At 64.1% G+C, this 24,068-nt stretch carries 23 protein-coding genes; 12 read left to right on the top strand and 11 right to left on the bottom strand.

Translation table 11 applies throughout. From position 1 onward, the window contains the following. Window positions 1-7: 7 nt before the first annotated feature. The 3 genes from queG to xerD are packed head-to-tail and all read left to right on the top strand — an operon-like array spanning window position 8 to window position 2,720. Window positions 8-1,255, top strand: coding sequence for a tRNA epoxyqueuosine(34) reductase QueG (gene queG / locus HV711_RS12170; protein ID WP_035480931.1), 1,248 nt, complete (start codon window positions 8-10; stop codon window positions 1,253-1,255). Window positions 1,256-1,308: 53 nt separating this feature from the next. Next, the gene (locus HV711_RS12165) at window positions 1,309-1,779 is read left to right on the top strand and encodes a methylated-DNA--[protein]-cysteine S-methyltransferase (RefSeq protein ID WP_035480929.1); all 471 of its coding nucleotides are present in this window, start codon (window positions 1,309-1,311) and stop codon (window positions 1,777-1,779) included. Next, window positions 1,776-2,720 (top strand): site-specific tyrosine recombinase XerD, encoded by a 945-nt coding sequence (gene xerD / locus HV711_RS12160; protein ID WP_013589454.1) that lies wholly within the window; start codon window positions 1,776-1,778, stop codon window positions 2,718-2,720. Before HV711_RS12165 ends, xerD begins: the two co-directional genes overlap by 4 nt. A 12-nt stretch (window positions 2,721-2,732) precedes the next feature. Here xerD and HV711_RS12155 read toward each other — a convergent pair whose 3' ends face one another. Further along, complete coding sequence (locus tag HV711_RS12155; protein ID WP_035480975.1) at window positions 2,733-4,295, bottom strand: class I adenylate-forming enzyme family protein; 1,563 nt, start codon at window positions 4,293-4,295, stop codon at window positions 2,733-2,735. A 140-nt stretch (window positions 4,296-4,435) separates the two neighbouring features. On the opposite strand from HV711_RS12155, the gene ybaK reads away from it, so the two are divergent. Next, a complete protein-coding gene (ybaK, locus tag HV711_RS12150; protein ID WP_013589452.1) occupies window positions 4,436-4,927 on the top strand; it encodes a Cys-tRNA(Pro) deacylase in 492 nt (163 codons plus the stop codon). A 146-nt stretch (window positions 4,928-5,073) separates the two neighbouring features. Further along, the gene (gene plsY, locus HV711_RS12145) at window positions 5,074-5,715 is read left to right on the top strand and encodes a glycerol-3-phosphate 1-O-acyltransferase PlsY (RefSeq protein ID WP_028360948.1); all 642 of its coding nucleotides are present in this window, start codon (window positions 5,074-5,076) and stop codon (window positions 5,713-5,715) included. A gap of 227 nt (window positions 5,716-5,942) precedes the next feature. Here plsY and HV711_RS12140 read toward each other — a convergent pair whose 3' ends face one another. Continuing rightward, window positions 5,943-6,428 carry a YajQ family cyclic di-GMP-binding protein gene (locus tag HV711_RS12140; protein WP_013589450.1) on the bottom strand — a complete coding sequence of 162 codons (486 nt, stop codon included), beginning with the start codon at window positions 6,426-6,428 and terminating at the stop codon, window positions 5,943-5,945. 172 nt (window positions 6,429-6,600) lie between these two features. Here HV711_RS12140 and murB point away from each other — a divergent pair, with 172 nt between their 5' ends. Then, complete coding sequence (murB, locus tag HV711_RS12135) at window positions 6,601-7,647, top strand: UDP-N-acetylmuramate dehydrogenase (RefSeq protein ID WP_035480926.1); 1,047 nt, start codon at window positions 6,601-6,603, stop codon at window positions 7,645-7,647. A 207-nt stretch (window positions 7,648-7,854) separates the two neighbouring features. Here the strand turns inward: murB and HV711_RS12130 are convergent, their stop codons facing one another. Further along, the gene (locus HV711_RS12130; protein WP_015003613.1) at window positions 7,855-9,081 is read right to left on the bottom strand and encodes an argininosuccinate synthase; all 1,227 of its coding nucleotides are present in this window, start codon (window positions 9,079-9,081) and stop codon (window positions 7,855-7,857) included. A gap of 263 nt (window positions 9,082-9,344) precedes the next feature. After that, a complete protein-coding gene (argF, locus tag HV711_RS12125; protein WP_013589447.1) occupies window positions 9,345-10,274 on the bottom strand; it encodes an ornithine carbamoyltransferase in 930 nt (309 codons plus the stop codon). Window positions 10,275-10,806: 532 nt separating this feature from the next. On the opposite strand from argF, the gene HV711_RS12120 reads away from it, so the two are divergent. Then, window positions 10,807-11,154, top strand: coding sequence for a DUF3579 domain-containing protein (locus HV711_RS12120; protein ID WP_013589446.1), 348 nt, complete (start codon window positions 10,807-10,809; stop codon window positions 11,152-11,154). 186 nt (window positions 11,155-11,340) lie between these two features. On the opposite strand, the gene rpsT is transcribed toward HV711_RS12120, so the two are convergent. Beyond that, a complete protein-coding gene (rpsT, locus tag HV711_RS12115; protein ID WP_013340322.1) occupies window positions 11,341-11,619 on the bottom strand; it encodes a 30S ribosomal protein S20 in 279 nt (92 codons plus the stop codon). 554 nt (window positions 11,620-12,173) lie between these two features. Between rpsT and murJ the strand changes: the two genes are divergently transcribed. Then, window positions 12,174-13,724, top strand: coding sequence for a murein biosynthesis integral membrane protein MurJ (gene murJ / locus HV711_RS12110; RefSeq protein ID WP_035480923.1), 1,551 nt, complete (start codon window positions 12,174-12,176; stop codon window positions 13,722-13,724). Between the two features lie 5 nt (window positions 13,725-13,729). Beyond that, window positions 13,730-14,572: a SirB1 family protein gene (locus HV711_RS12105; RefSeq protein WP_013589444.1), complete on the top strand. Its 843-nt coding sequence runs from the start codon at window positions 13,730-13,732 to the stop codon at window positions 14,570-14,572. Between the two features lie 153 nt (window positions 14,573-14,725). Here HV711_RS12105 and HV711_RS12100 read toward each other — a convergent pair whose 3' ends face one another. The 5 genes from HV711_RS12100 to lpxK all read right to left on the bottom strand — a co-directional run bounded on the left by HV711_RS12100 (window position 14,726) and on the right by lpxK (window position 18,780). Continuing rightward, window positions 14,726-15,484 carry a 3-hydroxyacyl-CoA dehydrogenase gene (locus tag HV711_RS12100; protein WP_015003610.1) on the bottom strand — a complete coding sequence of 253 codons (759 nt, stop codon included), beginning with the start codon at window positions 15,482-15,484 and terminating at the stop codon, window positions 14,726-14,728. Window positions 15,485-15,680: 196 nt separating this feature from the next. Further along, window positions 15,681-16,346, bottom strand: a complete 666-nt coding sequence (gene adk / locus HV711_RS12095; protein ID WP_013589442.1) for an adenylate kinase — start codon at window positions 16,344-16,346, stop codon at window positions 15,681-15,683. A 208-nt stretch (window positions 16,347-16,554) separates the two neighbouring features. Beyond that, entirely contained in the window at window positions 16,555-17,355 is an 801-nt protein-coding gene (kdsB, locus tag HV711_RS12090; RefSeq protein ID WP_035480920.1) for a 3-deoxy-manno-octulosonate cytidylyltransferase, read from the bottom strand. Window positions 17,356-17,579: 224 nt separating this feature from the next. Further along, window positions 17,580-17,783 (bottom strand): Trm112 family protein, encoded by a 204-nt coding sequence (locus tag HV711_RS12085; protein ID WP_006050060.1) that lies wholly within the window; start codon window positions 17,781-17,783, stop codon window positions 17,580-17,582. Beyond that, complete coding sequence (gene lpxK / locus HV711_RS12080) at window positions 17,764-18,780, bottom strand: tetraacyldisaccharide 4'-kinase (RefSeq protein WP_035480972.1); 1,017 nt, start codon at window positions 18,778-18,780, stop codon at window positions 17,764-17,766. The genes HV711_RS12085 and lpxK overlap by 20 nt, the downstream gene beginning before the upstream one ends. 580 nt (window positions 18,781-19,360) lie before the next feature. Here lpxK and xseA point away from each other — a divergent pair. The 3 genes from xseA (at window position 19,361) to HV711_RS12065 (ending at window position 22,412) form a co-directional block, all read left to right on the top strand. Then, complete coding sequence (gene xseA, locus HV711_RS12075) at window positions 19,361-20,740, top strand: exodeoxyribonuclease VII large subunit (RefSeq protein ID WP_035480917.1); 1,380 nt, start codon at window positions 19,361-19,363, stop codon at window positions 20,738-20,740. Window positions 20,741-20,990: 250 nt separating this feature from the next. Then, a complete protein-coding gene (gene sodB / locus HV711_RS12070) occupies window positions 20,991-21,569 on the top strand; it encodes a superoxide dismutase [Fe] (protein WP_015003605.1) in 579 nt (192 codons plus the stop codon). A gap of 267 nt (window positions 21,570-21,836) precedes the next feature. Continuing rightward, window positions 21,837-22,412, top strand: coding sequence for a glycine zipper family protein (locus tag HV711_RS12065; protein ID WP_013589437.1), 576 nt, complete (start codon window positions 21,837-21,839; stop codon window positions 22,410-22,412). 41 nt (window positions 22,413-22,453) lie between these two features. On the opposite strand, the gene HV711_RS12060 is transcribed toward HV711_RS12065, so the two are convergent. Then, window positions 22,454-24,028 carry an NYN domain-containing protein gene (locus HV711_RS12060; RefSeq protein ID WP_244142662.1) on the bottom strand — a complete coding sequence of 525 codons (1,575 nt, stop codon included), beginning with the start codon at window positions 24,026-24,028 and terminating at the stop codon, window positions 22,454-22,456. Window positions 24,029-24,068 lie beyond the last annotated feature (40 nt).

Raw genomic sequence — 24,068 nt, 5'->3', positions numbered from 1 at the left:
TGGCGTGATGAACCGAAGTCCGGAATCCCCCGTGTGCCCTGTGTCCGACGCGTCTGCCTCTGGCGGCGAGGCGCGTGCCGAGCGTCAATTCGATGAGGCGGCGTTGCGCGCGCTCGCGCAGAACATCAAAACGTGGGGCCGCGAACTGGGGTTCGGGGCGATCGGCATTAGCGATACCGATCTCTCCGCTGCCGAAGCGCCGCTTGCAGCCTGGCTGGAAGCGGGTTGCCACGGCGAAATGGATTATATGGCCAAACACGGCATGAAACGCGCGCGGCCTGCTGAGCTTGTGGCCGGCACGCTACGTGTGATCACTGCCCGCATCGCCTATTTGCCCCAGCAGTCGATGAGCGGAAAGCCGGCCGAAAGCGAGCTGCACGAAGCCCCGCACAACCGCGACTGGCGGGCCGCCGAGCAGGCACGGCTCGCCGATCCGTCGGCGGCTGTCGTATCGGTTTATGCGCGCGGCCGCGACTATCACAAGGTGATGCGTAACCGTCTGCAACATCTGTCAGAGAAAATTCAGGCGGAGATCGGGGCGTTCGGTTATCGGGTGTTTACCGACTCCGCGCCGGTGCTCGAAGTGGAGCTTGCGCAGAAGGCCGGCATCGGCTGGCGCGGCAAGCATACGCTGCTGATGCAGCGCGATGCCGGCTCGCTGTTCTTTCTCGGCGAAATCTATGTGGATGTGCCTCTGCCGACGGACGCCGAGACGTCGCCGGAAGTCGCGCCCGAAACGCCGGGCTCGCATTGCGGTAGTTGCTCGCGCTGCATCGGCGCATGTCCGACAGGCGCGATCGTCGGTCCTTACAAAGTGGATGCGCGTCTGTGTATCTCGTATCTGACGATCGAACTCAAGGGCAGCATTCCCGTCGAGATGCGTCCGCTAATCGGCAACCGCGTGTATGGCTGCGACGATTGCCAGCTCGTCTGTCCATGGAACAAGTTCGCGCAGGCGGCGCCGGTCGCCGATTTCGACGTGCGGCATGGCCTTGACCGCGCGTCGCTGGTGGAACTCTTCAACTGGAGCGCGGACGAGTTCGACACGCGCATGCAGGGCAGCGCGATCCGGCGCATCGGCTACGAAAGCTGGTTGCGCAACCTCGCCGTGGGCATGGGCAATGCGCTGCGCGCCTCGCGCGACGCATTGAGCGACGAGGCGCGCGAGGCGATCGTCGAGGCGCTCACGCGCCGGGCCGACGACCCTTCGCCGCTCGTGCGCGAGCATGTGCAGTGGGCGCTGGAAGCGGCGTAAACTATCCGTCGGCCATTCATGGGTGCGGCGGCAGTAAGCAGAAAGGAGGCGGCATGTTCAACGCAGTGATCGATGCGCCGTTCGGCAAGGTCGGCATTCGTCTCGAAGGAGAGGCCGTGCGCGAGATCGTCTATCTGCCGGAGTCGACGCCAAACGTTGCGCCGGACACGCCGTTGGCACGGCGCGTGGCCGAGCAGATCGAGCGGTATTTCACAGAGCCTTCGGCGAAATTCGCATTGCCGCTTGCGCCCGTGGGCACAGCGTTCCGGCGGCGCGTGTGGCAGGCGCTCGCGGAGATTCCACCTGGCGCGGTCGTCACTTATGGCCAACTGGCGAAGCAGCTTGGCAGCGTGCCGCGCGCGGTCGGCCAGGCGTGCGGGGACAACTGCTTTCCGATCGTGATTCCGTGCCACCGTGTGGTGAGTTCGAGCGGCATCGGCGGATTCGCACATCATGCCGAAGAAGGCTTTTTTCGCAACGTCAAGCGCTGGCTGCTTGCGCACGAAGGCGTTCCCTACGCATGAGCGATACCCTGGTTGACGACGCAAGCGCGCAGTTATCGCACTCGCCCTTATTCACGGCGAGCTCCGCTTCAATCGACGCATTCTGCGACGCGCTGTGGCTCGAACATGGCCTGTCGCGCAACACGCTCGACGCGTATCGGCGCGACCTGCGCCTCTTCAGCGAATGGCTCGCGCAAACGCGCAGCGCGTCGCTCGACACGGCCAGCGAGGCCGATCTGAACGCCTACAGCGCGGCGCGTCAGAAAGATAAATCGACGTCGGCCAACCGGCGGCTCTCCGTGTTTCGCCGCTATTACGGCTGGGCCGTGCGCGAGCATCGCGCGAAAGTGGACCCGACGCTGCGCATCCGTTCGGCGAAGCAGCCGCCGCGCTTTCCGTCCACGCTCAGCGAGGCGCAGGTCGAGGCGCTGCTCGGCGCGCCCGACATCGAGACGCCCCTGGGTCTGCGCGATCGCACCATGCTCGAACTGATGTACGCGAGCGGTTTGCGCGTCACTGAACTCGTCACGCTGAAGACCGTGGAAGTGGGCCTGAACGAAGGCGTGGTCCGCGTGATGGGCAAGGGCTCGAAAGAGCGGCTCATCCCGTTCGGCGAAGAGGCGCACGGCTGGATCGAGCGTTACCTGCGCGACGCGCGGCCCGCGCTGCTCGGCGCGCGCGCAGCCGATGCGCTGTTCGTGACGAACCGCGCCGAGGGCATGACGCGCCAGCAGTTCTGGAACATCATCAAGCGACACGCGGCGGCCGCGGGCGTGCATGCGCCGCTGTCGCCGCATACATTGCGGCATGCGTTCGCGACGCATCTGCTCAATCATGGCGCCGATCTGCGCGTGGTCCAGCTGCTGCTCGGACATACCGACATTTCGACCACGCAAATCTACACACACGTGGCGCGCGAACGGCTGAAGTCGCTGCATGCCATGCATCATCCGCGGGGCTGATGCCCTACGCGTTCAAACCAGTTCGCGCAGCCGGTGCTTCAGGATCTTGCCCGTCGATGCCGCCGGCAGCGCCGCGAGCACCTTGACTTCCGCGGGACGCTTGTAAGGCGCGAGACGCTCGGCGCACCACGCAACCAGTTCGTTGGGTGTGACGGTCGCGTTCGCCGCCAGTTCGACGAATGCAATCACTTCCTCATTGCCCTCGACCGCACGACCGATCACCGCCGACTGCACGACTTGCGGATGCGCGTTCAGCACATGCTCGACTTCGGCGGGATAGACATTGAAGCCCGAGCGGATGATCAAATCCTTGCTGCGCCCGACGATATGCAGCGCGCCGTCGCCGTCCTGCCGCGCGAGGTCGCCGGTTTTGAGCCAGCCGTCCTGCGTCACGGCGGCGCGCGTCTGCTCCGGATTGCGGTAGTAGCCGAGCATCACGTTCGGGCCGCGCACCCATAGCTCGCCGATCTCGCCGGGCGCGGCATCCACGCCGTCCAGACCGACGAAACGCACTTCCACGCCCGGAATCACCTCGCCGACGGAGCAGTCGCTGCGCGGCGCGTCGAGCATGGTCTGCGAGACGGTGGGACTGCTTTCGGTCATGCCGTAGCCGTTGTGCAGCGGCAGACCGTAGACGCTCTCTACGTGCGCCTTGAGCGCGGCATCGAGCGGCGAGCCGCCCGAGTAGACAAAGCGCAGATGCGGCGCGCGCCACGCGTGCCCGTGCGTTTTCAGATGCTCCAGCAATTTCGCGTGCATGGCCGGCACGCCCTGGAAGATCGACACACGTTCGTCGGCGAGGGCGCGGCGCACCGCTTCCGGCGCAAAGCGCGGCGCGAGGCGCAAGGTCGCGCCGGCGTGCAGACTGCCGAGGCACACCGACGCGAAGCCGTACACATGCGAAATGGGCAGCACCGCATACACGACGTCGTCGGGACGCACCTGGCGCAGACGGCTCGACACCGCGGCGATAAAGAGCAGATTGCGATGCGACAGCATGACGCCCTTCGGCGTGCCCGTGGTGCCGGTGGTGTAGATCAGCGCCGCGCATTGGCGGTGGTTCGCGGCTTCGACCGGTTCCGCTTGCGCCGCAGCGTCCACCGTGCGGGACCATGCACCGATGTCCGGCGCGAGGGTCGGCGCAGGCGTTGCCCCGTGACGCTGCGCGTGCTGGCCGGCATCGACGGAGCTTTCCGTCACGTACGCCGTCACGCGCGGCTGCGCGTGCGCGCGAATCGCGTCCAGTTCCGCCGCCGACAGCCGCGCATTCGACACGAGCGCCCACGCGTCGAGCCGCGCGGTGGCGAACAGCAACACGATCTGAGCGATGCTGTTCTCCGCCACGATCATCACGCGATCGCCGCCGCGCACGCCCCATTGGCGCAACAGAGCGGCGGCGGCCTCGACGGCTTCCAGCAGCTGCGCATTGCTCACGCGGCGCGCGTCCTCGATGAGCGCGACATGCTGCGGATCGCGCGCGGCGGCCAGCGCGGGAAGATCGGAAATGCGCGCGGGCAACGCGGCCAGCAGCGCGGGAACGTCGAGGGCGGGACGAGAGGGCGAAGGGTTGCTCAAGGGCGTCTCCTGAATGCGGTTGCGTGCCCGGTGTGCATCGCGCCGGAACATTTTCGAACGATCGTGCCACAATGCCCGGGCCCGCACAATTGGCCATTCGGCAAATAGCCGTTGTGCAAAGTCGCCATTACAATGCGCCGATGAGCAAATCCAGACACGTTTCCGAGACGCCCGCCACGCAGTTGCTGCGCCGCCACGGCGTCGCCTTCGGCGAGCATCCCTACGACTATGTCGAACACGGCGGCACGGGCGAATCCGCGCGCCAGCTCGGCGTGGACGAGCATCATGTCGTGAAGACGCTTGTCATGGAGGACGAGCACGCCAAGCCGCTGATCGTGCTCATGCACGGCGACCGCACGGTCAGCACCAAGAACCTCGCGCGGCAGATCGGCGCAAAGCGCGTCGAGCCGTGCAAACCCGAAGTGGCGAACCGGCATTCCGGCTATCTGATCGGCGGCACGTCGCCGTTCGGCACTCGCAAGCAGATGCCGGTGTACGTGGAGTCGAGCATTCTTGATATGGACCGGATCTGGCTGAACGGCGGCCGGCGCGGCTTTCTGGTCAGTATCGAGCCGCATGCGCTTGTTGATTTGCTGGGCGCGAAGCCGGTGCAGTGCGCGAGCGTGGATTGACGTTTGCCTGAATGTTTCCGCGGCGCGCGCGTTGGGTAGAATGTGCGCCGCTTTGGCCCACCGCCTCGCGTTGCCGGCCGGTTTCCGTTCCCTCGTTGCGGTTGAGGTATCCAGCTCCAGACCGCCGATTCTTATAAGAGTCACAGATGCAAAACCTGATCGTTGCTGTCGTTGCCTACCTGATCGGTTCGGTGTCGTTCGCCGTGATCGTGAGCGCCGCCATGGGGCTCGACGACCCGCGCTCCTACGGCTCGGGCAACCCGGGCGCGACCAACGTGCTGCGCAGCGGCAGCAAGACGGCCGCAATTCTCACGCTGATCGGCGACGCCTTCAAGGGCTGGCTGCCGGTATGGTTCGTCGTGCATTTCGGCGCGCGCTATGGGCTCGACGATACCTCGGTGGCAATCGCCTCAGTCGCCGTGTTTCTGGGTCACCTGTACCCGGTGTTCTTCCGTTTCAAGGGCGGCAAGGGCGTGGCGACGGCCGCCGGCGTGCTGCTCGCGATCAACCCGATTCTCGGCGTGGCCACGCTGCTCACCTGGCTGATCGTGGCGTTCTTCACGCGCTATTCGTCGCTGGCGGCGCTGGCTGCGGCGGTGTTCGCGCCGATCTTCGACGGCTTTCTGTTCGGGCCGCACATCATCGCGCTCGCCATTGTCGTGATGAGCTCGCTGCTCGTGTGGCGACATCGCGGCAACATCGGCAAGCTGATGCGCGGCGAGGAAAGCAGGATCGGCGACAAGAAGAAGGCGGCGGCGGCCGCGGCCGGCGCGGGCAAGGAACGTTGAACGGTTGCTCTGTTGCTCGCTACTGGCGGGGGCGCGGTCGGTGCTACGCCCTCTGCGCTGTTGCCGGCGGCGCCTAATGCTACTGAAGTCAGGCAAGCTCTGTCATATCGACGGTTGCGCTTGCGGGTTCCTGCCTTCCACTCGCCGTTGCAGCGCCGGGTGCGGCTTGGGCGCGGCGCTGAGTCGATAAGCGCCTGTAGGCGTCGATCAGCCTCGACAAATGGACCTTAATCGCGGAAATTGTTGAAGTCGAGCGGCGTGTCGGTCACGTCCTTGCGCAGCAAGGCGATCACGCTTTGCAGATCGTCGCGCTTTGCGCCGGTGACGCGCACGGCGTCGCCCTGAATGCTCGCCTGGACCTTGATCTTGCTGTCCTTCACAAGGCGCACGATTTTCTTCGACAGATCGCCCGACACGCCTTTCTTGATCTTGATGACCTGCTTGACCTTGTCGCCGCCGATCTTCTCGATCTTGCCGTAGTCGAGAAAGCGCACGTCCACATTGCGCTTGGCCATTTTCGAGAGCAGCACGTCTTTCACCTGGCCGAGCTTGAAGTCGTCGTCGGCATAGGCGGTGATCTCGTTTTCCTTGTGTTCGACGCGCGCGTCGGACCCTTTGAAGTCGAAGCGGGTTGAGATTTCCTTGTTGGACTGCTCGATCGCGTTCTTGACTTCGATCATGTTCGCTTCGCAGACGACGTCAAACGATGGCATTGCATTCTCCCAATAGTGCGGCGGTGCGCGACGCGGCCGGCGGCTCGTCGCGAGGCACTCGCTATAATCACGGACCGACGTCATTTTACCGACGCCACCCTCATTTGCCCAACGCCGCCGCGCGGGCTCCGCAGCCCGCAGCAGTTCCGTCCGTCGTCAACGCTCTATTCCGATGTCCCAATCCGATTCCCCCGAGTTTATTGCCGGCTATCCGCTGAAGGCGCATAACACCTTTGGTTTCGATGTCCGTGCGCAATGGGCGTGCCGCATCGAACATGAAGCGCAGTTGCTCCCGGCGGTGAACGATCCGCGCGCGGCCGGTTTGCCGCGGCTCGTGCTGGGCGGCGGCAGCAACGTCGTGCTGACGCGCGACTTCGCGGGACTCGTGCTCATCGTTGCGCTGCGCGGTCGCCGCGTCGTCGGTGAGGACGCCGAGGCAATCTATGTCGAGGCGGCTGCCGGCGAGCCGTGGCACGAGTTCGTGGCATGGACGCTGTCGCAAGGCTTGCCGGGTCTCGAAAACCTCGCGTTGATTCCGGGCACGGTCGGCGCGGCGCCCATTCAGAACATCGGCGCGTACGGGCTGGAAATGTGCGAGCGCTTCGCATGGCTGCGCGCCGTCGAGCTGGCGTCAGGCAACACCGTCGAGCTGGACGCGCGGGCCTGCGCGTTCGGCTATCGCGACAGTTTTTTCAAGCGGGAAGGGCGCGACCGTTTCGTCATCACATCGGTCACCTTCCGTTTGCCGAAGGTGTGGCAGCCGCGAGCGAGCTATGCGGATCTCGCGCGCCAACTGGCGGCGAACGGCTATGAGGCGGGCGGCGAGGAACCCGACGCGCGGGCCATTTTCGACGCGGTGGTCGCCGTGCGGCGCGCCAAGCTGCCCGATCCGCTCGAACTGGGCAACGCGGGCAGCTTCTTCAAGAATCCGGTGATCGGCGCCGACCAGTTCGACGCGCTGAAGCGCCGCGAGCCGGACATTGTCTCCTACGCGCAACCGGACGGACGTGTGAAGCTCGCAGCCGGCTGGCTGATCGACCGATGCGGCTGGAAGGGCCGTTCAATCGGCGCGGCGACCGTCCACGAGCGTCAGGCGCTCGTGCTCGTCAATCGCGGCGGCGCGAGCGGGGCAGACATACTGACGCTTGCGCGTGCGATCCAGCATGACGTCATGGAGAAATTCGGCGTCGAGCTGGAAGCCGAGCCGGTTTGCTTGTGAGCGCGCGAGCTTGTGTGCTCGTGTGCTCGTGATCGCGTGAGGCGAGCCGCACGAATGGGCCGAGGTTTGAGTCGCACATAAAAAAGGCGCCGGAGTGTCCTCTCGGCGCCTTTCTTTTTGGCCTGTTTATTGCGCTGGCGTTCGATGCATGCGCGACAAACGCACCCGCGCCGGGGCGTCCTGGCCAAGCCTTGCCGGTGCTAGCGCCTAGCCGCGCTGACGACGCGCGTTCTCCGCGATCCGCATACGCAGCGCATTCAGCTTGATGAAGCCGCCGGCGTCGGCCTGGTTATAGGCGCCGCCGTCGTCGTCGAACGTGGCGATCGTCTTGTCGAACAGCGTTTCCTTCGAATCGCGAGCGACGACCGAGACGCTGCCCTTGTACAGCTTCACGCGCACCCAGCCGTTGACCTTTTCCTGCGTGTGGTCGATCAGCACTTGCAGCGCGCGCCGCTCCGGGCTCCACCAGTAGCCGTTATAAATCAGCGACGCGTAGCGGGCCATCAGGTCGTCCTTCAGGTGCGCGACTTCGCGGTCGAGCGTAATCGACTCGATGCCGCGGTGCGCCTTGAGCATGATCGTGCCGCCCGGCGTTTCATAGCAGCCGCGCGACTTCATGCCGACGTAGCGGTTTTCCACCAGGTCCAGACGGCCAATGCCGTGCTTGCCGCCCAGGCGGTTCAGTTCAGTCAGCATTTCCGCCGCCGACAGACGTTTGCCGTTCAGCGCGACCGGATCGCCGTGTTCGTATTCGATGTCGACGTATTCGGGCTGATCGGGTGCCGCTTCCGGCGACACCGTCCAGCGCCACATGTCGGCCTCGGCTTCCGCTTTCGGGTCTTCCAGGTGACGGCCTTCGAACGAGATGTGCAGCAGATTCGCGTCCATCGAGTACGGCGCGCCGCCCTGCTTGTGCTTCATTTCGATCGGAATGCCGGCTTTTTCGGCGTAAGCGAGCAGCTTTTCGCGCGACAGCAGGTCCCATTCGCGCCACGGCGCGATCACCTTGATGCCCGGCTCCAGCGCGTAGTAACCGAGTTCGAAGCGAACCTGGTCGTTGCCCTTGCCGGTTGCGCCGTGCGACACGGCCTGCGCGCCGGTGGCGCGGGCAATCTCGATCTGGCGCTTGGCGATCAACGGACGCGCGATCGACGTGCCCAGCAGGTACTCGCCTTCGTAAATGGTGTTGGCGCGGAACATCGGGAACACGAAATCGCGCACGAATTCTTCGCGCAAGTCTTCGATAAAGATGTTTTCCTGCTTGATGCCCAGTTGCAGGGCCTTCTTGCGCGCCGGTTCCAGCTCTTCGCCCTGGCCGATGTCGGCCGTGAACGTGACGACTTCGGCGTCGTAATTGTCCTGCAACCACTTCAGGATGACGGAGGTGTCGAGGCCGCCCGAATAGGCGAGCACGACTTTCTTGATATCGCTCATGGTGAACTCGTAGCTGGAGAAAGCGGGAACACAAGGCGCGCCGGCGGTTCCGGAGCGCGGAAAACAACTATTTTGACACTAAATCGGTGAGAGTCCGCGTTTTTGGCGTCTGGCGGCGCAGTTTGCCGGCTTGCTGCGAGGAGCGCTGCGGCTTCACCCGCGGCTGCGACCGCCAGGCGGCGCGCGTCACCTCGCGGTCGAGGCCCCGCCGCGCCCGTCGCCCCGTCGCGCCCGACGCCGCCGCCGCGGCAAGGCGCTCGAACTCAGTGATTGAGCTTGCCGAGCAGCAGATATTCCATCAACGCCTTTTGCACATGCAGACGGTTTTCCGCTTCGTCCCACACGACGCTTTGCGGACCGTCGATCACCTCCGCGCTCACCTCTTCGCCGCGATGGGCCGGCAGGCAGTGCATGAACAGCGCGTCTGGATGAGCGCGCGACATCATTTCCGCGTCGACGCACCAGTCGGCGAAGGCCTTCTTGCGCGCTTCGTTTTCCGCTTCGAAGCCCATGCTGGTCCACACGTCGGTGGTGACAAGATCGGCGCCTGCGCATGCTTCGTTCGGGTCGTCGAATTCCTCGAAAAACGGCGCGCTTTCCGCCGCGACGAGCGCGCGGTCGAGCTTGTAGCCGGGCGGCGTCGAGAGGCGCAGCCTGAAGCCGAGAATCTGCGCCGCTTCGATCCACGTGTAGAGCATGTTGTTGGCGTCGCCAACCCACGCGACCGTCTTGCCGCGAATCGGACCGCGATGCTCGAAGTACGTGAAGATGTCGGCCAGCACCTGGCACGGGTGATATTCGTTCGTCAGCCCGTTGATCACCGGCACGCGCGAATTTTCCGCGAAGCGCTGGATGATGTCCTGACCGAACGTGCGGATCATGATGATGTCGACCATGCGCGAGATAACCTGCGCCGCGTCTTCAATAGGTTCGCCGCGGCCTAGCTGGGTGTCGCGCGTGCTCATGAAGACGGCATGGCCGCCCAACTGGAAAATGCCGGCTTCGAACGACAGGCGCGTGCGCGTCGAATTCTTTTCGAAGATCATGGCGAGCGTGCGGTCGTGCAGCGGATGGTAAGTCTCGTAGTTCTTGAACTTGCGCTTGAGAATTCGCGCGCGCTCCAGCACGTACTCGTAGTCGTCTAGCGAGAAATCCTTGAACTGCAGATAGTGGCGAATTTTCTTGGCGGTCATGAAACAAATACGGCGGTCTCACCCGGCAGGAGTGCCGGACGGCGCCGCCGTCGTTTTGTGGTAACTCCATGCAGCATAAAGGATTTCGCCTCGTTTGACGAGTCGGCCAAAAGGCCGGGTAAGGGCCGGGAAAGCGGTTTGAAAGTCTTGCTGCGCTGTCGGAATAAGCTTGTGTGCAGTGCGGAAAAACACCCGCTGCGCTATAATCTGCGGGTTCTTCCAAGGCCCACCAGGCCGGTGCCTGGCTCGTCGGGGCACGGCATCGCTAGCGCCGTTCGCAAGGCCGGCTCGTGGTCCGCACGGGTCGCCGCTGCACGCGCGGCGCCGTGCGCGGCACGCGTCAAAGCGGCCACACCGCGGTCAGCGTAAAGCCGCCCGTCCTGCACGGTTGCGGTCTGCGCGGCGCGGGCGCTCACGATCGGCGCATGGAGGCCGGGCACACGGCGGGCACAAAGCGGGGCACAGCGCTTTACAGTCCGTCTATTGTTTGCTGTCGCCGTCTTCCGCTGGGCAGTCACACAGGTATTTCTACATGGCCGAAGCAGCTCCAACCGAATACTTCATTCAGGGCATCACGTCGACGGGAAAAAGATTCCGGCCGAGCGACTGGTCGGAGCGTCTCGCGGGTGTGATGTCGGCATTTGGACCGGGCGCGAAGAAAGGCCCGAACGCTTACATGCAGTACTCGCTGTATGTCCGGCCCACCATGATTGGTGACCTGAAATGCGTGATTCTCGATTCCCGTTTGCGTGACATCGAACCCATGGCGTTCGATTTCGTCATGAACTTCGCGAAAGACAACGACCTCGTGGTGACCGAGGCCTGCGAGCTCGAACTCGAGCATGCGCCCCCGCCGCAAGCGAAGCGGCACATCATCTGAGGCAAGGCGAGCAGGCTCGCCGCAAAGCAAACCCGCAATCGGCGGGTTTTTTTATGCGCGACGGTGGCGGTTCCGGCAGCGGCGAGCGACGACGCGCAAACGCAGCGCAAACAAAAAAGCCCGCCAAAGCGGGCTTTCATGCGCAGCGGAAACAGGAGGTAGCCCGCCGGAGCGGGCTGACCGGAATTACTGTGCTGCGGACGCCTGCAGACCCTTGATGGCTGCGGCGAGGCGGCTCTTATGGCGAGCTGCCTTGTTTTTGTGAATGATTTTCTTGTCGGCAATGATGTCGATGGTCTTCGACGATGCCTGGAAGATTTCAGCGGCCTTAGCCTTGTCGCCGGCGTCGATCGCCTTGCGCACTGCCTTGATAGCCGTGCGGAACTTCGAGCGCAGTGCCGAGTTGTGCGAGTTTGCCTTGGCGGCCTGGCGGGCGCGCTTGCGTGCTTGTGCGGAGTTAGCCATGACGGTTCCTTATCCTGTTCCTGTTTCCAGTACCTGACCTTCAAGTGGTGAGGCGCTGCTTTTAGATCCGAACTCTTGGAAGCGATTGCCCAAGAGCGCAAAAGTGTCGAAAAACGATCGAACTAAACACGATCGAACTACTACGCGAAGCCGGGCCCGCGTTTGCGGCGCCATGTTCCGGCATGTAAGGAGGCATGGGCGGGCAGCTGCAGGTAACTACTGCAGGTAACTTCGTGCCGACCTGGACCTCTTCCGGAAGCCGTCCGCGAACGTTCGACAACTGAGCGAGCTTCGAAACCGGCGATTATAGCAACAAAATCAGGGACGTGGCAACGGAAATGCACTAGAGCGCCAGCGCCTCTGAGCTGCGGGCGCTGCACGGTTCGGCCGTCGGAACCTTGGTCAGGGACGCGGCCGGCCGCGCGCCGCGTCCCCCGCGGACAACAAAATCCAGCGGATTTCGCCGCCGCCGCCGAACGTCTGCGAGCCAAATCGGTCCGAATCGCTTCCTGGCTCGTCGTCCGCCTTTGCAGCACCCGTATAATAAGCGCCCCATGAATCTATTCCGAGCCCTGCTGACGGTCAGCGGCTTCACGCTGTTGTCGCGCGTGACCGGACTGGCCCGCGAAACGCTGATCGCTCGCGCGTTCGGCGCCAGTCAATACACTGACGCGTTCTACGTCGCCTTCCGCATTCCCAATCTGCTGCGCCGCATTTCCGCCGAAGGCGCGTTTTCGCAGGCCTTCGTGCCGATCCTCGCCGAGTTCAAGAACCAGCAGGGACATGACGCGACCAAGGCGCTCGTCGACGCCACGTCGACGGTGCTCGCCTGGGCGCTCGCGGTGCTGTCGCTCCTTGGCGTGCTGGGCGCCTCGGGCGTGGTGTTCGTGGTCGCCTCCGGCCTTGCTCACGAAGGCCAGGCGTACGCGCTCGCGGTCGCCATGACGCGCATCATGTTCCCGTACATCATCTTCATATCGCTGACGTCGCTCGCGTCCGGCGTGCTGAATACGTACAAGAACTTCTCGCTGCCCGCGTTCGCGCCGGTGCTGCTGAACGTGTCGTTTATCGTCGCCGCGGTGTTCGTCGCGCCCCGCGTGCACACGCCGGTCTATGCGCTCGCGTGGGCGGTGATCGCCGGCGGCGTGCTGCAATTCGTCGTGCAATTGCCCGGCCTGAAGAAAATCGACATGGTGCCGCGCATCGGGCTCAATCCGCTGCGCGCGCTTGCGCATCGCGGCGTGAAGCGTGTGCTCTGGAAAATGGTGCCGGCGATGTTCGCGGTGTCCGTCGCGCAGATCAGTCTCATCATCAATACGAACATCGCGTCGCGCATTGGTCCGGGTGCCGTGTCCTGGATCAATTACGCCGACCGGCTGATGGAGTTCCCGACCGCGCTCCTCGGCGTCGCGCTTGGCACCATCCTGTTGCCGAGCCTTTCGAAAGCGCACGTCGACGCCGACCCGCACGAATATTCCTCGCTGCTCGACTGGGGCTTGCGCGTCACGTTTCTGCTGGCCGCACCGAGTGCCGTCGCGCTGTTTTTCTTCGCCGAGCCGCTGACGGCCACGCTGTTTCACTACGGCAAGTTCGACGGCAATGCGGTCGTGATGGTGGGGCGCGCGCTGGCGGCTTATGGCGTCGGGCTGATCGGCCTCATCCTGATCAAGATTCTCGCGCCCGGCTTCTACGCGAAGCAGGACATCAAGACGCCGGTGAAAATCGGTATCGTCGTGCTGCTTCTCACGCAGTTGAGCAACTACGTATTCGTGCCGATTTTCGCGCACGCGGGGCTCACGCTGAGCGTCGGGCTTGGTGCTTGCGGTAACGCGCTGCTGTTGTTCCTCGGCCTGCGCAAGCGCGGCATCTATATGCCGTCGAGCGGCTGGCTCAAGTTCTTCGTGCAGTTGTTCGGCGCGTGTCTCGTCCTCGCGGGTGCCATGCATTGGCTGTCGCGCAGCTTCGACTGGATCGGCATGCATGACCGGCCACTCGACCGTATCGCGCTGCTTGCGGCCTGCCTCGTGCTGTTTGCTGCGCTATATTTCGGTATGCTTTGGCTGATGGGCTTCAAATACGCGTATTTCAAAAGGCGAGTGAAGTGATCACGATGACGCGAGTTCTCGACTATTTCAGCACGCTCGTCGCCGAAGACGACAGTTTGCCGCTGACAGAGGCGGCGCTCTCGCTCGCGCAGGACGCTTACCCCGACCTCGATCTGCAAGGCACGCTGGCCGAGATCGACGAGCTGGTGGTGCGCCTGCAGCGCCGCATGCCGGACGACGCCGACATTCGCCAGAAAGTCGGCATTCTGAACCGGTTTTTCTTCCGCGAACTCGGTTTCGCGAGCAATCTGAACGACTATTACGATCCGGACAACAGCCACCTGAACGCGGTGCTCAAGCGTCGCCGCGGCATTCCGATTTCGCTCGCGGTGCTGTATCTGGAGATGGCCGAGCAGGTCGGCATTCCGGCGCGCGGCGTATCGTTTCCCGGCCATTTCCTGCTGCGCGTCACCACACCCGACGGCGACGTCATGCTCGACCCCACCAGCGGACATTCGCTGTCCGAGTCGGAAATGGTCGACATGCTGGAGCCCTATGTGGCCTCGGCCGGCGAATCGGTCAGCCGGGCGCTGCGCATGCTGCTGCAGCCGGCTACGCGGCGCGAGATCATCGCGCGCATGTTGCGCAATCTGAAGTCCACTTACTTGCAGACGGAACGCTGGCAGCGTCTGCTTGCCGTGCAGCAGCGTCTCGTGATTCTGCTGCCCGAGAGTATCGAAGAAGTCCGCGACCGCGGCTTCGCGTACGCGCGCCTCGATTATCTGCGCCCGGCGCTCGAAGACCTCGAGCGTTATCTCGGCGAATGTCCGGATGCGGAAGACGCAACGGTCGTCGAGTCGCAATTGCAGGAATTGCGTCAGCGCACGCAGCATAACGAAGGCGATTAGCAACCGGCACTTGCTGCTTTCGGGCGCGTTAATACCGAACGCCTGCACATGCTTCATGTGCAGGCGTTTTTCCTTGGCCCGGATTGCAGGGGAGTGCAATGCGCTGCGCCGCTTCGCTCCGCGCGGAAAAAGCGGCGTGCGGCGCAAATGGGCTTACTTCGGCTGCATCCGGATCGCGCCGTCGAGACGGATCACCTCGCCGTTCAGCATCGGATTGTCGAAAATCTGCTTCGCGAGCATCGCGTATTCCGCCGGTTTGCCGAGGCGCGGCGGGAACGGCACCATGGCGCCGAGGGCGTCCTGGACCTCTTGCGGCATGCCGAGCAGCATCGGCGTTTCGAAGATGCCGGGGGCAATCGTCATCACGCGGATGGCGTTGCGCGACAGGTCGCGTGCGATGGGCAGCGTCATGCCGACCACGCCGCCTTTCGACGCCGCGTAGGCCGCCTGGCCAATCTGGCCGTCATAGGCAGCAACCGAAGCCGTGTTGATGATCACGCCGCGCTCGCCGTTTGCATTGGGCTCGTTCTTCGACATCGCGGCGGCCGCAAGCCGAATCATGTTGAACGTGCCGATCAGATTGATCGAGATGGTGCGCGTGAACGAGTCGAGCGGATGCGGACCGTCCTTGCCGACGGTCTTGGCAGCGGGCGCGACGCCCGCGCAATTGACGAGGCCGCGCAGCGTGCCGAGCTTCGTCGCCGCTTCCACGGCTCGCGTCGCGTCGTCTTCGCGGCTCACGTCGCATTTGACGAAGACGCCGCCGAGTTCTCCCGCCAGCGCCTCGCCCGCGTCCTGGTTCAGATCGGCAAGCACGACCTTGCCGCCGTTCTCCGCGAGAAGACGCGCCGTGGCGGCTCCGAGGCCCGAGGCGCCGCCGGTGATCAGGAATGCGTTGTCACGAATCTCCATCTCTGCTCCTTTGCTTGATACGGTAAATAACGTCCACATCGAATCGCTTGTCGATCATGGATGATCCCACATCGTCATCGCCGACGAGCAAATTAAAACGATCGTGCAGAAGGGCATGAAGAACGCAATCGAGCGCAATAAAAAACCCGCCGGAAGAGGGCGGGTTTCGTTTGCCGGTGAAGGCCGAAGCGTTGGATTACTTCAGCGCCTCGAACACGCGGTCGCGGATTTCTTCGACCGTGCCGAGGCCGGAGATGCGGCGGTACTGCGGTGCCTTCAACGACGTAGTGGCGTCGCCGTTCTTCGCCCAGCCGTTGTAGTAGTCGATCAACGGCTTGGTTTGCGCTTCGTACACCTGCAAGCGCTTCTTGACCGTTTCTTCCTTGTCGTCTTCGCGCTGGATCAGCGGTTCGCCCGTCACGTCGTCGAGACCTTCGACCTTCGGCGGATTGAACTTCACGTGATACGTGCGGCCCGACGCGGCGTGCGAGCGGCGGCCGCTCATCCGCATGATGATCTCGTCGAACGGCACGTCGATTTCCAGCACGTAGTCGATCGCGACACCCGCCTGCTTCATCGCTTCGGCTTGCGGGATGGTGCGCGGAAAGCCGTCGAACAGATAGCCGTTGGCGCAGTCCGGCTGTTGCAGACGCTCTTTCACGAGGTTGATGATCAGCTCGTCCGTGACGAGTTCGCCCGCGTCCATGAAGCGCTTCGCCTCGAGACCGAGCGGCGTGCCGGCCTTGACGGCCGCGCGCAGCATGTCGCCGGTGGAAATCTGCGGAATGCCGAACTTTTCCTTGATGAAGTTTGCCTGAGTGCCCTTGCCCGCGCCGGGTGCACCCAAAAGGATCAAACGCATGTGTATCTCCAGATCTATGTGAATTCTTGGTGGCGCTGCAGCCATCCTACGAGGGGCGAGGGACCCGCGTCGGCTGCCGCTTCGCATTTCGCGCTGCACGTCGAGGACGGCGCTGCAGAAATACGTGCGGAGCGACCGGGCAAACCCTGGCTCTCGCTAACAACAGGAGGCGCGCACAAGCGTCCGATTATGCCACGGGTTTTTGCGCTCAAGACCCGAATAAAGCCCGCACACGCGCGAGATCCGCAGGCGTGTCGACGCCCGGAAGCGGCATCTCGGGCGTGACCAGAACCGCGATGCGCTCGCCATGCCACATCGCGCGCAATTGCTCGAGCGCTTCGACCTGTTCGATCGGCGAGATCGCGAGATCGGGATAGCTGCGCAGGAATTTGGCGCGATACGCATACAGTCCGATGTGCCGATGAACCACTGCGGGCGCGGGCGGCACGGGCATCGACGCGACGTCGGGCCAGTGCGGCTGGTAGGCGTCGCGCGCCCAGGGAATCGGCGCGCGCGAAAAGTAAAGCGCGACGCCGCGCGCGTCGAGCACGACCTTGACGACGTTCGGATTGAAGATTTCCGCGGCATCGGCAATGGGATGTGCCGCGGTCGCGATCGCGCAATCGCTGCGCGCCGCGAGGTGCGACGCGACGCCGCACACGAGAGACGGATCGATCAGCGGTTCGTCGCCTTGCACGTTGACCACGATCGTCTCGTCGCTCCAGCCGAAATGCGACGCGACTTCGGCGAGACGGTCGGTGCCCGACGGATGATCGGCGCGCGTCAGCACCGCGTCGAAACCATGTTCACGGGCGGCGTCGAGCACCGACTGCGCGTCCGACGCGATCAACACTTGCTGTGCGCCCGACTCGCGTGCGCGCTCGGCGACCCGTACCACCATCGGCTTGCCGCCGATATCGGCGAGCGGTTTGTTGGGCAGGCGGGTCGACGCGAGGCGCGCCGGCACGACGGCGATGAACGGAGGCGTGGCAGTGTCGATGTGGTTCATCGGAGAGGGCAAGGTTGGAATGCAGGAGGTGAGTCGGCGACGACGGCCGCGACGTCGGATCAGCAACGACGCCGCCGCCAGGAGCCGGCGGGCGACAGGCAGTCAAGGTTCAAACTACCACGCAGGCGCCCTCGGAACACTGCTGGCACGTGCCGCCTGCGCGGGGCGCAAGCCTGACGCCGTCGTGCCGTCCGTGGGTTCGCCGCCCGCTAGCCGGTCGCGCGTCAGGCCACGGAGCCCGGATTCAGATCGACGGGCGTGCCTTCGACCGTCTGCCTCGCCTCGTCGACCAGCATGACGGGGATGCCGTCGCGGATTGGATACGCCAGCTTGTCGGCGTTGCAGATCAGCTCCTGCGCGGAACGGTCGTAGCTGAGCGGGCCCTTGCAGATCGGGCAGACGAGGATTTCAAGCAGGCGAGCGTCCACGGACTTTCTCCACAACTAATGCAATGAGGCGATGATCGAGCGCGGCTTCGACGGGAACGACCCAGATGCGCGCGTCGCGCCAGGACCCTAATTTTACCGCATCCTTTTCTGTTATCAGGATGGCATCCGCGTGGGCGTCGGCAAAAGGATTGCGCTCGAACGCGTAGTGGTCGGGCAGCGCGCGGGTCTGCGGCGAGAGGCCGGCGGCGCGCAGCGTGGCGAAAAAACGCTCGGGCGCGCCGATGCCGGCGGCCGCGAGCACGCGCTCGCCGCTGAACTGCGCGAGCGGACGGCGCAACGCGGGGTTCTCGAGGTGCCACGCATCGGCGGGCGCCAATTGAAGTGCGAACGTGTTCGGCCAGGCGGGCAGCGTTTTGGCGTAAGGGTCGTTGATCAACGTGGCGTCGCGCGGGCGCGAGAGCGGTTCGCGCAACGGACCCGCCGGCAACAGAAAACCGTTGCCCTCAAGACGGTGATCGAACACGACGAGTTCGGCGTCGCGCGCGAGGCGGTAGTGCTGCAGGCCGTCGTCGCTGACGATGACATCCACATCGCGATGCGCGTCGCACAGCGCCTCGGCCGCCGCCACGCGGTCGGGGCATACCCAGACCGGTGCGCCGGTGCGCCGCGAAATCAGCAACGGTTCGTCGCCGCCCACGCTGGCCGCCGATGCAGGCGTCACCGGCGTCGGCGTCTTCACGCGGGCGCCGTAGCCGCGCGACACCACGCCCGGATTGAAGCCGGCGCCGCGCAACGCTTCCACGAGCGCAATCACAGTCGGCGTCTTGCCCGTGCCGCCGACGGTCACATTGCCCACCACGACGACTGGCACGCCCACGCGCACGGACTTCAACCAGCCGAGCGAGAAGGCGGCGCGGCGTAACGCGGCGACAGCGCCGAACAGACACGCGAGCGGCGTCAGCGACCAGGCGAGCGGTCCGCGGTGCTGCCACTCACGCGCGACGCGCGTTTCGAGACGATCGAAGATTCCGCTCATCGGCAAGCCGGGCGGGCAGGCGGCGCACTGCTCGCGGGTCGGCGCGAGGGCGGCATAAAGGCGCCAGGGGCGATACGCGGGACAGGCATCAGCGCGATTCTCCGGACGGTCGAAAATTGCGGCACAGAAGGAAAAGCGGCGGCAAGGCGGGCGGCATGCGTTGACGTCGTCCGTCGCAGGCCCGAGGCGGCCCCCCACGGCGCGGCTTTCCGTTACTGCCGAACCCGCCACTCTAGCGCGCACGCGTCCCCGGCTGCAAGTCGCGAGGGCTGCTTCTTATGCCGTCGCCGCGCCGCGCGGGCCTCGTTGTGCCTGTGGATAACTTTGTGGAGAACCGGCCTTCCGCTCACCCGCGAGGGCCGTTGCGGGCGCCTTGCATCGGCGAAACACCGGCAGGGCAATCGTTAAATTTCATAGAAATCAAGAGGATGCCCCTCTTTTCAGTAGTTTCGCCCGGCGCGTGGCGGAATCTGCCTTGGGAGTCCCGACATGTGGACACTTTTAACAATTTGCTCCGCGCGCTGGACGGGAATGGCCGGTCGGTCTATCGTCTGTCCGGCCAGTCACCACGATCCCTCGCATGAATTCCGACAGTCCCTTTACCTCGTCGACGATGCCCGGCGGCGAAGTCGTCGTTCCGGTTTCCGCTCTGAACCGCGCAATCGGCAGCATGCTCGAGCGCTCGTTTCCGCTCGTGTGGGTCGCGGGCGAAGTCTCGAACTTCACGCGCGCCGCCAGCGGCCACTGGTACTTCTCGATCAAGGACGCGCAGGCGCAGATGCGTTGCGTGATGTTCCGCGGCCGCGCGCAGTACGCCGAATTCACGCCGAAGGAAGGCGACCGTATCGAAGTGCGGGCGCTCGTCACGATGTACGAGCCGCGCGGCGAGTTGCAACTGAACGTCGAAGCGGTCAGGCGGACCGGTCAGGGCCGTCTTTACGAAGCGTTCCTGCGACTCAAGGCCCAGCTCGAAGCCGAGGGCCTTTTCGCCGCGGAACGCAAGCGTGCGCCGCCCTCGCACCCGCGCGCCATCGGCATCGTGACGTCATTGCAGGCAGCCGCGCTGCGGGACGTGCTCACCACGCTGTCGCGCCGTGCGCCGCATATTCCGGTGATCATCTATCCCGCCCCGGTGCAAGGGGCGGGCGTGAGCGCGAAGCTGGCGGCGATGGTCGACGCAGCCAGCGCGCGGCGCGAGGTGGACGTGCTGATCGTATGCCGCGGCGGCGGCTCGATTGAAGACCTGTGGGCCTTCAACGAAGAAGTGCTCGCGCGCGCCATTGCCGCGAGCGCGATTCCGGTCGTGAGCGGCGTCGGTCACGAAACCGATTTCACGATTGCCGATTTCGCCGCCGATGTCCGCGCGCCCACGCCCACGGGCGCCGCCGAACTGGTGAGCCCGCAGCGCGTGCTGCTGTTGCGCGAGCTCGATCATCGGCATGCGGCGCTGGCGCGCGGCTTCGGCCGGATGATGGAGCGGCGCGCCCAGCAGCTGGACTGGCTCGCGCGCCGGCTGGTGTCGCCCGCCGAGCGTCTCGCGCGGCAGCGCACGCATTTGCAGCAGCTGAGCGCGCGACTCGCGTCGGCGGGCGCAAGGCCCGTGCGCGATGCCCGAGCGCGTTTTTCGCTGCTGCAGATGCGCTGGCAGCGCTGGCGTCCCGATCTCGCCGCGCATCAGGCGCGGCTCGGCAGTCTCGCGCAACGGCTCGACGCCGCGTTGTTGCGCCAGCACGAACGTCAGGCCGTGCGGATTGCGACGCTGTCGGCGCGGCTCGAAGTGTTGAGTCCGCAGCGCACGCTCGAGCGCGGTTACGCGGCCGTGCTCGATGCACAGACCGGTCGCGCGGTGCGCGCGCCTTCGTCGCTCAAACCGGGGCGCCGCTTGACGATGCATCTCGCCGAGGGCACCGCCGACGTCGCATTGGCCGACGTGCAGCCGCGTCTTGCCGATGGTTTTTGACGTCGGGCTGACCGCAAAGGACTTTATTGCGTGTGTGTAGTTTTGACTGTCCGAGGCGGCGCCTCCTCAGCAAAACTCGGCAAAATGCAGCAAAACGCACGCAGCGATGACGCCGTTTTTGCGGACCATTCGCCGATGTCGGACATAAAGTCCGTTGGTTTGCGGGGTTATTCCAAGTCGCCTACAATCGAATGCTCTGAAGCGTTATCCGCAGACTCCCCACAACAGATACAGACTGAAGGAAAGCACCATGGAACATACGCTCCCGCCGTTGCCGTTCGCGAAAAACGCACTCGCTCCGCACATGTCGGAAGAGACGCTCGAATTTCACTACGGCAAGCATCACCAGACCTATGTGACCAACCTGAACAATCTGATCAAGGGCACGGAGTTCGAGAACCTGTCGCTCGAAGAAATCGTGAAGAAGTCGTCGGGCGGCGTGTTCAATAACGCAGCCCAGGTGTGGAACCACACGTTCTTCTGGAACAGCCTGTCGCCGCAAGGTGGCGGCGCACCGACCGGCGCGCTGGCGGACGCGATCAACGCGAAGTGGGGCTCGTTCGACAAATTCAAGGAAGAGTTCGCGAAGACCGCGATCGGCACGTTCGGCTCGGGCTGGGCATGGCTCGTGAAGAAGGCCGACGGTTCGCTGGATCTCGTGTCCACGAGCAACGCTGCCACGCCGCTGACCACGGACGCAAAAGCGCTGCTGACCATCGACGTGTGGGAACACGCGTACTACATCGACTATCGCAACGCACGTCCGAAGTTCGTCGAGGCGTATTGGAACATCGTCAACTGGGAATTTGCGTCGAAGAACTTTGCGTAATTTCTGACTGTAGCAGGCATCAACCAGGCATCAGGAAAAGCCCTCCGCGCGAGGGCTTTTTACTTTCTGCGCGCCGCCGTAGCTCGAGGTTTCGGGCTCGTGCAATCTTTGTCACCGTTCGTAACCGTGCGATGAGGCGAGGCGCGCGGCTCAGGCTCCCAGCGCGGCTTTGCGGTCCGCGCAAAACATACGGTAACCATCCGGTAAACATTGCGTGCGTGCATTGGCATAACGTGTGATTTCCAATCTCATGCTAATCGCACCATCATGATTCCGAGTCTCACACCCATACGCGTCGCGTTGCCTCTGTGCGCCGTCGCCCTTGCGTTGCTGGGCGGTTGCGCCGTGGTGCCGCCGAGTGGTCCTTCGGTGGTGGCTCTGCCGCGCAGCGGCGAGCCGCTCGGTCAATTCCAGCAAGACGACTACGCTTGCCGCGACTATGCGTTCCGCTCGTCAGATCCGGCCGGTGCTTCCCAGAGCGCAACCACGAACAGCGTCAACAGTGCTGCGGTGGGCACGTTGGGCGGGGCGGCTGTCGGCGCGCTCATTGGCGCGGCAGCCGGTAATGCAGGGGCGGGCGCGGCTATCGGCGCTGGCAGCGGTTTGCTGGTGGGCGGTGCCGCGGGCGCGAACGGCGCGCAGTATTCGGCAAATAGCCTGCAAGCACGATACGACGCGGCCTACTCGCAATGCATGACCTCGAAGGGCAATACGATCTCGCAGCCGCAAATGCCGGTGTATGTGCCGCAGCCGGTCTATGCGCCGGCACCCGTCTACGTTGCGCCGCCGCCGCGCTATTACGGACCGCCGCCGGTTATTTACGCGCCTTACCCGTACTACTGAGGCCCGCATGCCGCGGCCGAGAGGCGTGACGCAGGTGTGACCTATTCGGCGTCATTGCCTCCCGCTGTCTTGCGCGGCCCGCGGTTGCGCGACGAGGTGGTCTTTCGCGCCGCTTTTTTGCGGGCCTTGGGTGTTTCGTCTGCGATGGTCGAAGACGGTGCGGTCTCAGCGGTATCCGCGGTGTCTGCTTTGTCGCCCGACGCTGCGGCTGCCGGCTTGCGGGTTTTCTTCGCCGCCGCCTTACGTGGCTCGCGTGGCTCGCGTTGCTTGCCACGCTTGGACTGCGTCGCGTCGGCGGGCGGCAATTCGGCGCTTTCGGCGGTGGCGTCCTGGTCTAAAGCATGGCCCGGTTCTGCCGTCGGCGGTCGCTGCAATTCCGACGAGGCGTCGTTTCCCCGCGCCGGCGCATGCGTCGTTACTGTTGGCGGATTTCCCGGTTCGGCTTGACCGTGCCGGTGTTCTCCTTCTCCTTCTTCCTCGCTGTGTCCGGCGTTTGTGGATTTCGATGCTGTTTGTTGTGCTGCTTGCGGTCCCGTTTCGTGCGCGCTTTCCTGCGTGGTATCACGCGCGCTTTGGCGCGCCCGTTCATGTGCGACTTCGCGCGCGGCTGGCTGGCTCGCGGCTCGCTTTCGCTCACCGCGACCCCGACGACGAGAGTCCTGCTTTTTTCCCTGATCCGCTTGCGCCGCTCCAACGGTCTGGTGAACGTCGGGCTGTTCCGCTTCCTCCGTCATGTCGACAGGCGCGCCCGCAGGTGCCCCTGTCTGCTCGGCCACGGGCTCGCCCGCGCTTTCTCCGAGAACGCCTGAAACCGTACTCCTATACACATAGGCGCCCGATTTTTCGTCGCGGCCAAATTCAAGCAGGCCGCGCGCATGCGCTTCTTCGAGCAGGTTCCCAAACGCGCGAAAACCGTAATATGTTTCATTGAAATCGGGCTTGCGCCGCTTGATCGCGTTCTTGAGCACCGACGCCCAGATTTTCCCGCTGTCGCCTCGCTCCGAAGCAAGCGCGTCGAACGTCTGCACGGCGATCTCGACAGCCTTCGTGCGGCGCTTTTCGAGGTCTTCCTTGTTGCGGCTTTTCTCTTCGTCCTGCGACGGTTTGGCTGTCGGCTGAGCGCTTTTCTGTTGCCGCGACGACTCCCGTTTGGCGACAGCGCGTTGACTCTCGCGCACCAGGTCGTCGTAGAAAAAGAACTCGTCGCAGTTCGCGATCAACAGGTCTGACGTAGATTGCTGGACGCCGACGCCGATTACCTGTTTCGCGTTCTCACGCAATTTCGACACAAGGGGCGAAAAGTCCGAATCGCCGCTGATAATGACAAACGTATTGACGTGAGACTTCGTATAGCAAAGGTCGAGCGCGTCGACGACAAGCCGGATGTCCGCGGAATTCTTGCCCGATTGACGCACGTGCGGAATCTCGATCAACTCGAAATTGGCCTCGTGCATTGCACCTTTGAAACTCTTATAGCGGTCCCAGTCGCAATACGCCTTCTTGACGACAATGCTGCCCTTGAGCAACAGACGCTCGAGCACCAGCTGGCAATGTCCCACAGACAGTTGAAGGTTGGGACGGCGGGTGCGGCATAGATTATGCGACCTTGCGATCATGGTCAATGTTGGATTTCGAGGGCGAACGCTTCAGGGCGGC

The sequence above is a fragment of the Paraburkholderia phenoliruptrix genome (assembly GCF_902859825.1).
GTDB lineage: Bacteria > Pseudomonadota > Gammaproteobacteria > Burkholderiales > Burkholderiaceae > Paraburkholderia > Paraburkholderia phenoliruptrix.
This window is presented reverse-complemented; position numbering and strand designations above follow the sequence as displayed.

Bases quoted from the DNA above. Each gene is read 5' to 3' on its own strand.
- queG (WP_035480931.1), top strand. From the start codon at position 8: ATGAACCGAAGTCCGGAATCCCCCGTGTGCCCTGTGTCCGACGCGTCT.
- HV711_RS12165 (WP_035480929.1), top strand. From the start codon at position 1,309: ATGTTCAACGCAGTGATCGATGCGCCGTTCGGCAAGGTCGGCATTCGT.
- xerD (WP_013589454.1), top strand. From the start codon at position 1,776: ATGAGCGATACCCTGGTTGACGACGCAAGCGCGCAGTTATCGCACTCG.
- ybaK (WP_013589452.1), top strand. From the start codon at position 4,436: ATGAGCAAATCCAGACACGTTTCCGAGACGCCCGCCACGCAGTTGCTG.
- plsY (WP_028360948.1), top strand. From the start codon at position 5,074: ATGCAAAACCTGATCGTTGCTGTCGTTGCCTACCTGATCGGTTCGGTG.
- HV711_RS12140 (WP_013589450.1), bottom strand. From the start codon at position 6,428: ATGCCATCGTTTGACGTCGTCTGCGAAGCGAACATGATCGAAGTCAAG.
- murB (WP_035480926.1), top strand. From the start codon at position 6,601: ATGTCCCAATCCGATTCCCCCGAGTTTATTGCCGGCTATCCGCTGAAG.
- HV711_RS12130 (WP_015003613.1), bottom strand. From the start codon at position 9,081: ATGAGCGATATCAAGAAAGTCGTGCTCGCCTATTCGGGCGGCCTCGAC.
- argF (WP_013589447.1), bottom strand. From the start codon at position 10,274: ATGACCGCCAAGAAAATTCGCCACTATCTGCAGTTCAAGGATTTCTCG.
- HV711_RS12120 (WP_013589446.1), top strand. From the start codon at position 10,807: ATGGCCGAAGCAGCTCCAACCGAATACTTCATTCAGGGCATCACGTCG.
- rpsT (WP_013340322.1), bottom strand. From the start codon at position 11,619: ATGGCTAACTCCGCACAAGCACGCAAGCGCGCCCGCCAGGCCGCCAAG.
- murJ (WP_035480923.1), top strand. From the start codon at position 12,174: ATGAATCTATTCCGAGCCCTGCTGACGGTCAGCGGCTTCACGCTGTTG.
- HV711_RS12105 (WP_013589444.1), top strand. From the start codon at position 13,730: ATGACGCGAGTTCTCGACTATTTCAGCACGCTCGTCGCCGAAGACGAC.
- HV711_RS12100 (WP_015003610.1), bottom strand. From the start codon at position 15,484: ATGGAGATTCGTGACAACGCATTCCTGATCACCGGCGGCGCCTCGGGC.
- adk (WP_013589442.1), bottom strand. From the start codon at position 16,346: ATGCGTTTGATCCTTTTGGGTGCACCCGGCGCGGGCAAGGGCACTCAG.
- kdsB (WP_035480920.1), bottom strand. From the start codon at position 17,355: ATGAACCACATCGACACTGCCACGCCTCCGTTCATCGCCGTCGTGCCG.
- lpxK (WP_035480972.1), bottom strand. From the start codon at position 18,780: ATGAGCGGAATCTTCGATCGTCTCGAAACGCGCGTCGCGCGTGAGTGG.
- xseA (WP_035480917.1), top strand. From the start codon at position 19,361: ATGAATTCCGACAGTCCCTTTACCTCGTCGACGATGCCCGGCGGCGAA.
- sodB (WP_015003605.1), top strand. From the start codon at position 20,991: ATGGAACATACGCTCCCGCCGTTGCCGTTCGCGAAAAACGCACTCGCT.
- HV711_RS12065 (WP_013589437.1), top strand. From the start codon at position 21,837: ATGATTCCGAGTCTCACACCCATACGCGTCGCGTTGCCTCTGTGCGCC.
- HV711_RS12060 (WP_244142662.1), bottom strand. From the start codon at position 24,028: ATGATCGCAAGGTCGCATAATCTATGCCGCACCCGCCGTCCCAACCTT.